The organism is Rhizobacter sp. (assembly GCF_032229685.1).
Taxonomy (GTDB): domain Bacteria; phylum Pseudomonadota; class Gammaproteobacteria; order Burkholderiales; family Burkholderiaceae_C; genus LMDS01.
The window spans coordinates 1-9720 of the sequence record NZ_JAVTWP010000024.1; the positions used below are offsets into that span (position 1 = coordinate 1).

The following is a 9720-nucleotide window of genomic DNA, read 5'->3' on the forward strand; positions in this document are numbered from 1 at the left end:
TGCCGCCGCCGGTGCACATCCGCGACAACCTCGAGCTCAAGCCCAGTGCCTACCGCCTCACGCTGCGCGGTGCCGTGGTGGGCGAGGGCGAGGCCTTCCCGGGCATGCTGCTGGCCATCAACCCGGGCGGCGCGAGCACCCAGCTGATCGGCACGCGCACCACCGACCCGGCCTTCGGCCTGCCCGCGGTGTGGATCGAAGAGCGCCAGCGCGAAGCAGCCCAAATGGCCGGGTTTACGGTTGTTGATTGCTCGACCGTGGTGGCCACCCATCTTTCACACTTGATGCAACTCCACGCTGCCAAGTTGCTGGGCCGTGTGGAAACCCAGCAACTCGTCGAGCACGTGACGAAACTGGCCCCGAAACTGATCGAAGACGTGGTCCCCAAGATGGTCGTCATCGCCGCACTGCAAAAGGTTCTGCAGCTTCTGCTCGAAGAAGGCGTGCACATCCGCGACATGCGCTCCATCGTCGAAAGCCTGGCCGAACACGCCGCCACCGTGACCGACCCGGCCGAGCTGGCCCGCCGCATCCGCATCCACCTGGCGCCGAGCATCGTGCAGCAGATCTACGGCCCGACCAAAGAGCTCGACGTGATCGCGCTCGAGCCCGAACTCGAACGCCTCGTCACCCACGCCCTGAATTCGCCGCACGGCGCGGCGCTCGACCCGGGCGTGGCCGACACGCTGGCACGCAGCGCCGCCGACTCGGCCAAGCGCCAGGAAGACCTGGGCCTGCCGGCCTGCCTGCTGGTGCCCGACATGATCCGCGCGCCCATGGCGCGCCTGCTGAAACGGGCCGCACCGCGTTTGCGCGTGCTCGGCCACTCTGAAATCCCCGAGACACATTCGATCCGCATCGGGTCGATCATTGGAGCGAACGCATGAACGTCCGACGGTTTACAGCGCGCACGTCGCGTGACGCACTTGTTCTGGTTCGGCAAGCCTTGGGCGAAGACGCGGTGGTGCTCTCCACCAAACCCTGCGCCGACGGCATCGAGGTGCTCGCGATGGCGCCCGAAGGCATGCGCCAGGTCGAACGTTTTTCGCAGGCCGAACCGGCGGCGGCTGCGCCGGCACGCAGCAACGCCCGCCCCGACTTCGTGAACTCGGTGCAGGCGGTCGAAGACGACGTGGCGCAGCTCTCGATGAGCACGCTCTCGTTCCAGGACTACGTGCGCGAGCGCATGCTCAAGCGCCGCCAGTCGGCCATGTCGAACGAGCCGCGTGGCACGCCGCCGGCAGAAACCGAAGCCCTGTTCGAACGCACCAGCGTGCTCGAACAGCGCATGACCGAGCGTGCGCCGGTGGCGCCGCCCGTGGTGGCCGCGCAGCCGCCCGTGCAGCGTGAACCGCTGCCGGTGTTGCGTGACAACCCGCCGCAGCGCCAGAGCGACATCCATGTGCCCGACCTCGCAGCGCAGGCCGCGAGCGAAAGCGCCGCGCGCCGCGACCAGCAAGACATGATGAACGAGTTGCGCCAGGTGAAGGGCCTGATCGAAGAGCGCTTCGGCGCGCTCGCCTTCATCGAGAAGCTGAACCGCCAGCCGGGCCAGGCCCGCCTCACGCAGAAGCTGCTCGACTGCGGCTTTTCGCCGGCCCTGATCCGCAAGCTCGGCGACAGCCTGCCGCAAGACGTTTCCGACGAATCGGCCTGGGCCGCGAGCGTGCTCGAACGCAACCTCGTCACCGCCGAACACGACGCACCGCTCGAAGACCAGGGCGGCGTGTACGCGCTCGTCGGCGCCACCGGCGTGGGCAAGACCACCACCACGGCCAAGATCGCCGCCGCCTTCGCCACCAAGTACGGTGCCGCCAACCTCGGCCTGATCACGCTCGACGCCTACCGCATCGGCGCCCACGAACAGCTGCGCGCCTACGGCCGCATTCTCGGCGTGCCGGTGCACACCGCGCACGACCGCGCTTCGCTTGAAGACCTGCTGGAGCTGCTGGCGGGCAAGAAGATGGTGCTGATCGACACCGCCGGCATGGCGCAGCGCGACACCCGCACCCGCGAGCTGCTCGACATGCTCTCGCACCGCTCGATCCAGAAGCTGCTGGTCGTCAACGCCGCTTCGCAGGGCGAGACCATCGAAGACGTGCTGATCGCCTACCGCGCCACGGCCTGCGCCGGCGTGGTGCTGTCGAAGATGGACGAAGCCGTGAAGCTCGGCCCGGCGCTCGACGCGATGATCCGCCACAAGCTCAAGGTGGTCGGCGTGGCCAACGGCCAGCGGGTGCCCGAAGACTGGCACCGCCTCTCGGCCAACGCGCTCGTGCACCGCTCGATGCGTGGCGGTGGCAGCACCGCCTACAAGCTCGACGCGAGCGACGTGAGCCTCATCTTCACGGCTGCGCACGGCAACACCGCGCCGCGCCGCGCGCTGCACGCCTGAACCCCGAAGCCCCGACCCGAGCCAGCGCCCCGCCATGCAAGAACCCGTTTCCCGACCGATGCCGCTCGACCAGGCCGACGGCCTGCGCCGCCTGTTCGCGCACACCCGTGTGTGCATGGTGCCGGTGGTCTCGAACCCGAACGTCGCTTTTGGCGGCGTGATGCTCGAGCGCCTGTGCACCGCGTTTGCCGAGCACGGCAAGCACACGCTGGTGATCGACGCTTCCGAGCGCGCCAGCGAGCCCTTCGAAATGGCGGCGATCGACCTGTCGGCCTGCATCGAACCGCTTGCGCCGCAGGTCTCTTACCTGGCGGCGCGCGGTCTGCCGCTGCGCCACGTGAACGCGGCCGGTTCGACCGCTTCTTTCCTGCAAGCCGCGACACAGGCTGCGCCGGGCTGCGACGTGCTGCTGGTGCACGCCAGTGCTTCCGACCTGTGCCGCCTGTTCATGCGCCAGGGTGAGACCCACACCGTGCGCCCGCTGCTGCTGGCCGACGACCGGCCGGCGAGCGTGACCCACGCTTTCGCCGCGATGAAGCTGCTCACGCAGCGCGCCGGCCTGGTCGTGCACGACCTGCTGCTCGGCGCCGCCGCGCACTCGCCACGTTCAGAGCGCATCGCGATGCAACTGGCCACCTGCGCCGACGACTTTCTGGGCGCCGTGCTGCGCGACTGGGTGCAGATCGACCCGGCCACAGACGCCCGCGAAGCACCCACGCCCGAGCTGCGGCGCCTGGTGCGCGAGCAGCTGCGCAGCGCGCTCGGCGAAGCCGCGCTGGCCGAAGCCGCGCCGCCCGCATCAGCACGAATCCTCGCCCGTCCGACCCACGTGGCGCGAGCCCCGGGCCGCTCGAACCCTGCACCGGCCCGTGCAGCCCACTGAATCTTCCCGGAGCGATTGCATGTACACCGCCAAAGGCCAGCTGGACCTCAATTCGCAGCTCAAGCAGTACAGCTCGCTGGTGCGGCGCCTGGCCCACCAGATGATCGCCAAGCTGCCGGCCAACGTCGAGATCGACGACCTGATCCAGGTCGGCATGATCGGGCTGACCGACGCACTCGCGCGCTTCGACGCGGCGCAGGGCGTGATGTTCGAGACCTTCGCCACGCAGCGCATCCGCGGCGCCATGCTCGACGAGCTGCGCGGCAACGACTACCTGTCGCGCGGCACGCGCAAGCAGCAGCGCACGATCGAATCGGCGGTGCACAAGCTCGAGCAGAAGCTCGGCCGCGCGCCGGTCGAAAGCGAGATCGCTCGCGAGATGGGCGTGAGCCTGGCCGAATACCAGGAACTGCTGGGCAAGGTGCGCGGCACCCAGCTCGTGTACCTGGAAGACATGTCGGGCGACGAAGGCGACAACGACTTTCTCGACCGCCACGTGGCCGACGAAGACGCCAACCCGCTCGCGCAACTGCAAGACCACCGCATGCGCGAAGCGCTGGTCGAAGCCATCAAGGTCTTGCCTGAGCGCGAGCAGTACGTGATGAGCATGTACTACGAACACGACATGAACCTGAAAGAGATCGCGGCCGTGCTCAAGGTCACCGAGTCGCGTGTGTGCCAGCTGCACAGCCAGTCGATCGCGCGACTGCGCGTGAAGCTGCGCGCCTACTGAGGAGCCGGCCATGGGCATGTTGTCTTCGATGTGGGCACGCAGCGCGCCGGTGCCGGCGCCGGTGCCGTGGGCCGATTCCACGCCCGACCTCTCGGCCGGCGACCTGCGCGGCGCGATCCAGACCTTCGCCCGGCAGGCTTCGACCATCGGCCGTGAATCGGCCGAAGCGCGCGGCCTGCTCGACGACACGACCCAGGCTTCGGCTCGTGGCGTGCAGGCCGTGGCAGCACTCACCTCGCAGGTGAAAGAGATCACCGGTGCGCAGAACAGCATCGGCGCCGCATCGACAGCCGGGCTCGGCGCGGTCGACCGCGTGCGGGTGGCGGTCGAGAACGTGGGCCGCGAAGTGGGCGGCATCGTCGCCACGCTGCGCGACGTGGCCCAAGCGGCGCAGAGCATCACCCAGATCGCCTTGCAGACCCGGCTGGTCGCGTTCAACGCCTCGGTCGAGGCCAAACGTGCCGGCGACGCCGGGCGCGGTTTCGGCGTGGTGGCCGATGCGGTGAAAGACCTGGCCGGCAAGGTCGAGTCGTCGTCGATCGAGATCATGCGCACCGTGAGCCTGCTCGACAAGCGCATCGACGCGCTGGCGCGCGAGATCCAGGTCGACGCCAACCAGTCCCAGCGTGGCGAGTTCCACCATGCGCTCGGCGACGTGCAGGGCGCCGTGGCCAGCATCATCAGCGCCGCCGAACAGAGCCGCACGATCTGCGGCGGGCTCGATTCGCAGATGGCCTCGATCGCCACCGAGATGGGCCAGACCGGCCGCGCGCTGGGCGCGGCGATGAAACGCAGCGAAACGCTGCTCGATGTGTCTGAACAGCTGATCGAGCTCGTGGCGCAATGCGACGTGGAAACCGAAGACACGCCCTACATCAACGCCGCGATGAACGCGGCCGGCCAGTTGAGCGCGCTGCTCGAAGAGGTGGTGGCGCAAGGCAGCCTGTCGCTCGCGCACCTGTTCGACGAGACCTACCAGCCGATCCCCGGCACGCAACCCGCGCAGCACACCACCCGTTTCGTGGAGCTGGCCGACCGCCTGTTCCCGCCGGTGCAGGAACGCATGCTGGAGCTGAGCAACAAGGTCGTGTTCTGCATCGCCGTCGATCGCAACGGCTACGTGGCCACGCACAACAAGAAGTACAACCACCCGCAGCGCGGTGACCTGGCCTGGGACAGCGCCAACAGCCGCTACCGCCGCATCTTCAACGACCGCACCGGCCTCGCTTCGGCGCGCAACACACGACCGTTCCTGCTGCAGACCTACCGGCGCGACATGGGCGGTGGCAACTTCATCGTGATGAAAGAAGCCGCCGCACCGATCACCGTGAATGGCCGCCACTGGGGCGGCGTGCGGCTCGCGTTCAAGTTCTGAATGTCGTGAGCCTGCCAGGCCGCCCCAAGGGCTCACTCGCCGCAGTGCGAAGCACGAAGGTCTCCTGATGCGTGTGCTTTGGCCGTTGCCGGCGCTGCTGACCTGGGCGCTGGGCTGGGCCGTGTTCGCCGGCCTGCGCGCACTCGGCGCGCCGCTGGTGGTGGCGATTTTTCTCGCCGTGTCGCTCGGCGCGGCGTTCAGCGTGGTCGGCAACACGGCCTGGCGACGGGTCTTCGTGGCCCTGGGCTTCCCCTTATCGCTGGCTGCTTCGGGTGTGGCCGGTGCGATGCCGGCCTGGGGCTGGCTGCTGCCGCTGGTGGCGTTGCTGCTGATGTACCCGGTCAACGCGTGGCGTGACGCGCCGCTGTTCCCCACGCCCAGCGGCGCCTTGCTCGGCCTGGCGCCGCTCGTGCCGCTGGCGCCCCGAGCACGTGTGCTCGACGCCGGCTGCGGCCTGGGTGCCGGCTTGCAGGAATTGCAGCGCGCCTATCCGCAGGCCGAATTGCACGGCCTGGAATGGAGCTGGCCGCTGCGCTTCGTGTGTGCGCTGCGCTGCCGCTTTGCACGCGTGCGTCGCGCCGACATCTGGGCCGCCGACTGGTCGGGCTTCGACCTGGTCTATCTTTTTCAGCGCCCCGAGAGCCTGCCGCGCGCCGTGGAAAAAGCGCGCCGCGAACTGCGCCCCGGTGCGTGGCTCGCGAGCCTGGAGTTCGATGCCGAAGGCGAGGTGCCGACGCGGGTGCTGGCCTGCGAAGACGGCCGCCGCGTCTGGCTGTATCAGATGAACTAAGGCCGCGCCGGCGTGGCCTCGATGAAGGCCACCACGTCGTCGCGCACCGGGGCGAGCCAGCGCAGCGACGCCGCGAAGGCGCCCGCCAGCGTCACGTGGTTGACGCGCTCGTACAACTTCAGCGTGACCGGCACGCCAACGGCTTGCAGCTTGTTGGCCAGGCCGACGGTGTTGCGCTGCGGGTTCACCAGCGAGTCCTTGATCGCTGCGCCGAGAAAGGTGCGTGGCGCCGCGGCGCTCGCGTGTTCCAGCGGTTGCGTGCCAGGCGGGTAGTTCGGGTGGAAGAACACCGGCTGCGCGTCGGGGTTGGTCATCGGCAGAAAGTCGTAGGGGCCGGCCAGGCCGATCCAGCCGGCCAGCTCGGCGGGCGAGTGGCCGGTGGGCGCGAGCCAGCGGGCGTCGAGCGCGAGCATGGCGGCGTTGTAGGCGCCGGCGCTGTGGCCCATCACAAACACGCGCTTCGGGTTGCCGCCCAGCCGGGCCGCTTCTTTCAGGCCGAAGGCCAGCGCGAGGGCGCTGTCGCGCAGGAACTCGGGGTAGCGCACTTCGGGGTAGAGCCGGTAGTCGGCCACCAGCGTGAGCACACCACGCGCGGCCAGCGCTTCGGCCACGAACTTGTAGTCGGCGCGTTCGCCGCTGTTCCAGGAGCCGCCGTAGAAAAACACGACTGTCGGCCAGCCCCCGGCGGGTGTGTCGCTGGCGGGTTGGTAGACGTCGAGTTTCTGGCGCGGCAGCGGGCCGTAGGCCACGCCTTCGGTGAAGCTGTGGGTGCCGCGCGAGGCCAGCGCGTTCAGCGTGGCCGTGGGTGAGCAGGCGGCCAGCGAAGCCAGCGCCAGCACGGGCAGGACGAGCCAGAGCAACAGGAGCTTGAGGGTCTGCAAGGTGTTCTCGTGGTGACGATCTGCCTGGCTCTACGGCTTGGCGGGCGGTTCGGATGCAGGGCGACTTTATCGGCTCGGCCAGGTCCACGTGGCCGCGGCGGTTGGCACCCTGCAGCGAAAAGGGCGGCGAAGAGCGTTTTGTTCGGGCCTTCGGCGTGGTGGTCTCGTGCGATCCTGTTTGCGCATTTTTGACCGTCATCTGCACCATGGCACCGCCGAAGAAGTCCCCGCTGCGCTGGCTCGCCACGCTCAAGTTCAAGATCGTCGCGATCGCTGTCGTCACGGGCGTGGTGTCGGCCATGGGCACGACGCAGATCGTGTTGAGCAAGACCCAGGCCGAGATCGAAGGCCTGCTGCTGCGCCACGATGCCGACGACAGCGAACGCACCGCGGCGCTGCTGGCCAACAAGCTCGACATGCTGCAGCTCGTGCTCGGCAGCGTGGCGCGCCAGGCCACGCCCGAGAAGTGGCGAGACCAGGAGAGCATGACGCGCTACCTGGTCGACAAGCCGGCCGCGGTGGCGCTGTTCGACAGCGTTTTCGCCGCCGGTGTCGACGGTGAAATGTTGGCGCGGGTCGAGAAGGACAACGTCAATGCCGGCCGAGTCGCCATCGCCGAGCGCGAATACTTTCAGCGTGCGCTCAAGACCGACCAGCCGGTGGTCTCGCGCGCGGTGCTCGGCAAGCTGAACGAAGTGCCGCTCGTCGTGATCGCCGTGCCGGTGTTGGCGCCCGACGGCCGCGTGGCCGGCGTCATCGGCGGGTCTTTGCAATTGCGATCGAGCAGCCTGTTTTCCAACGTGGACGGCACGAGCCAGGCCGACGCGTCGCGCACCTTGGTCATGGACCGCTCGGGCCAGTTGTTGGCACACGCCGACCCGGCCCGCGTGATGGCCAGCGCGGCCGACGAACCCGGCCTGGCCGAGGTGTACGCGCGCTGGCGCGATTCTGGCAGCCCGATCGAGACGCAAGGCAGCTCGCTGCTGTCGGGTGGTCATCTGGTGTCCATGGCCGGCATTCCGGCTTCCGACTGGACGCTGGTGCGACTCACGCCGCAGGCCGTGGCGCTGGAGCCGCTGGCCGCGGCGCGGCGCACGGCCTGGCAGGCCGCCGCAGGCGTCGGCCTCGTGGCGGCACTGTTGGCCGGCTTGCTGGCCTGGGCCATGACGCGCCCGATCTCGCAGCTGCGCTCGCGTGCCGAAACGCTGCTGCACGACAAGGGCGCGCCTGAAGACGCCTGGCCGCAGCACAACGGCGAGGTCGGCGAGCTGGCACGGGCCTTTCAGCATGTGATCGAGCAACGCCAGCAGCGCCAGAGTGAAACCCAGGCGATGCTGCAGCAGCTCGAAGCCGTGCTCGACCACGCCGAGATCGGCATCGCGCTCACGCGCAATGGCCAGTTCGAGCTGGTGAGCCGCCAGTTCTGCCGCATCTTCCGCTGCGAGAAGCAGCACGCGGTCGGTCAGAGCACCCGTTCGATCTACGCTTCGGACCATGCTTTCGATGCGCTCGCGGAACGGGCGGGCCCGGCCTTCATGGAACACGGCGCCTTCGACGGTGAACTCGAGCTGATGCGCCGCTCGGGCCAGACTTTCTGGGCCCACATGCGCGGCCGTGCCGTGGTGCCGGGCGACCGCTCGCAGGGCACGATCTGGATCATCGAAGACGTGACTGAAATGCGCGAGCAGCGCGAGCGCCTGGCCTGGGCCTCGAGCCACGATTCGCTCACCGGGCTGGCGAACCGCGCCGCCTTCGAGGTGCTGCTCGAACAGGCCACGGCACGCGCCGATGCGGCGCCGTTCTGCGCCTTGTTCATCGACCTCGACCGCTTCAAGCTCGTCAACGACACCGGCGGTCACGCGGCCGGCGATGCACTGCTGCGCGACGTGGCCCAGGCACTGGCCGAGCACGTGCGCAAGTCCGACACTGTGGCGCGGCTCGGTGGCGACGAATTCGCGGTGCTGCTCAGCGACTGCCCGACGCCGCAGGCCGAAACGATCGCGGAAAAACTGCGCAGCGCCGTGGTGGGCTACCAGTTGCTGTGGGAAGGCCATGTGTTCGGCGTGGGTGCCAGCATCGGCCTCGTGCCGGTGGACGGGTCGTACGCCACCGCCGCAGACGTGCTGCGCGCCGCCGACGCTGCCTGTTATGCCGCCAAGCGCCAGGGCCGCAACTGCGTGGCGGTGCATGGCACCGAGCCTGCGGCTGCAGCCGCACCCGTGCCGGCCGAGCTGGCGGGAACCTGGTCGATCTGAGTGACCTGAAGCCGGCTCACCCGAGCCGGGCCCGGTGCCGCGCGACCTGCGCGCGCACCTGTGCCGGCGCCGTGCCACCGAGCACGTTGCGCGCGTCGAGCGAGCCGCGCAGCGTGAGCGCCGCGAACACGTCGGCGCCAATGCCGGCGTTGAACGCCTGCAGCGTGGCCAGCGGCAGCTCGCTCAGGTCCACCCCTTTCGACAAGGCCAGCTTCACGGCGTGCGCCACGGCTTCGTGGGCGTCGCGGAACGGCAGGCCTTTCTTCACCAGGTAGTCGGCCAGGTCGGTGGCGGTGGCGTAGCCCTTCAGCGCCGCACGTTCCATCGCTTCGGGCTTGACCGTGATGCCGGCCACCAGCTCGCAGAAGATGCGCAGCGTGTCTTTCAGCGTGTCGACGGTGTCGAACA

General features: G+C 69.0%; 8 protein-coding genes and 1 pseudogene. 7 read left to right on the plus strand and 2 right to left on the minus strand.

Features of this window, described 5'->3' with window-relative positions; translation table 11 throughout:
* The 6 genes from AC30PD_RS10025 to AC30PD_RS10050 form a co-directional block, all read left to right on the plus strand.
* Nucleotides 1-887: FHIPEP family type III secretion protein (locus AC30PD_RS10025; RefSeq protein WP_489535517.1), on the plus strand; the 887-nt coding region annotated here is incomplete at its 5' end.
* Nucleotides 884-2395 (plus strand): flagellar biosynthesis GTPase FlhF, encoded by a 1512-nt coding sequence (flhF, locus tag AC30PD_RS10030; protein WP_489535518.1) that lies wholly within the window; start codon nt 884-886, stop codon nt 2393-2395. The genes AC30PD_RS10025 and flhF, both read left to right, overlap by 4 nt.
* Nucleotides 2396-2429: 34 nt before the next feature.
* A complete protein-coding gene (locus tag AC30PD_RS10035) occupies nt 2430-3278 on the plus strand; it encodes a flagellar biosynthesis protein (RefSeq protein ID WP_489535519.1) in 849 nt (282 codons plus the stop codon).
* Between the two features lie 19 nt (nt 3279-3297).
* Nucleotides 3298-4011 (plus strand): RNA polymerase sigma factor FliA, encoded by a 714-nt coding sequence (locus tag AC30PD_RS10040; RefSeq protein ID WP_489535520.1) that lies wholly within the window; start codon nt 3298-3300, stop codon nt 4009-4011.
* Between the two features lie 10 nt (nt 4012-4021).
* The gene (locus AC30PD_RS10045; protein ID WP_489535521.1) at nt 4022-5386 is read left to right on the plus strand and encodes a methyl-accepting chemotaxis protein; all 1365 of its coding nucleotides are present in this window, start codon (nt 4022-4024) and stop codon (nt 5384-5386) included.
* A gap of 67 nt (nt 5387-5453) precedes the next feature.
* Nucleotides 5454-6176 carry a class I SAM-dependent methyltransferase gene (locus AC30PD_RS10050; protein WP_489535522.1) on the plus strand — a complete coding sequence of 241 codons (723 nt, stop codon included), beginning with the start codon at nt 5454-5456 and terminating at the stop codon, nt 6174-6176.
* On the opposite strand, the gene AC30PD_RS10055 is transcribed toward AC30PD_RS10050, so the two are convergent.
* Nucleotides 6173-7057, minus strand: a complete 885-nt coding sequence (locus AC30PD_RS10055; protein ID WP_489535523.1) for an alpha/beta hydrolase — start codon at nt 7055-7057, stop codon at nt 6173-6175. The genes AC30PD_RS10050 and AC30PD_RS10055 overlap by 4 nt on opposite strands.
* A 206-nt stretch (nt 7058-7263) precedes the next feature.
* On the opposite strand from AC30PD_RS10055, the gene AC30PD_RS10060 reads away from it, so the two are divergent.
* Nucleotides 7264-9312, plus strand: a complete 2049-nt coding sequence (locus AC30PD_RS10060; RefSeq protein WP_489535524.1) for a diguanylate cyclase domain-containing protein — start codon at nt 7264-7266, stop codon at nt 9310-9312.
* 16 nt (nt 9313-9328) lie between these two features.
* On the opposite strand, the pseudogene AC30PD_RS10065 reads toward AC30PD_RS10060, so the two are convergent.
* Nucleotides 9329-9720: pseudogene (locus tag AC30PD_RS10065) on the minus strand (argininosuccinate lyase); the annotation flags it as partial.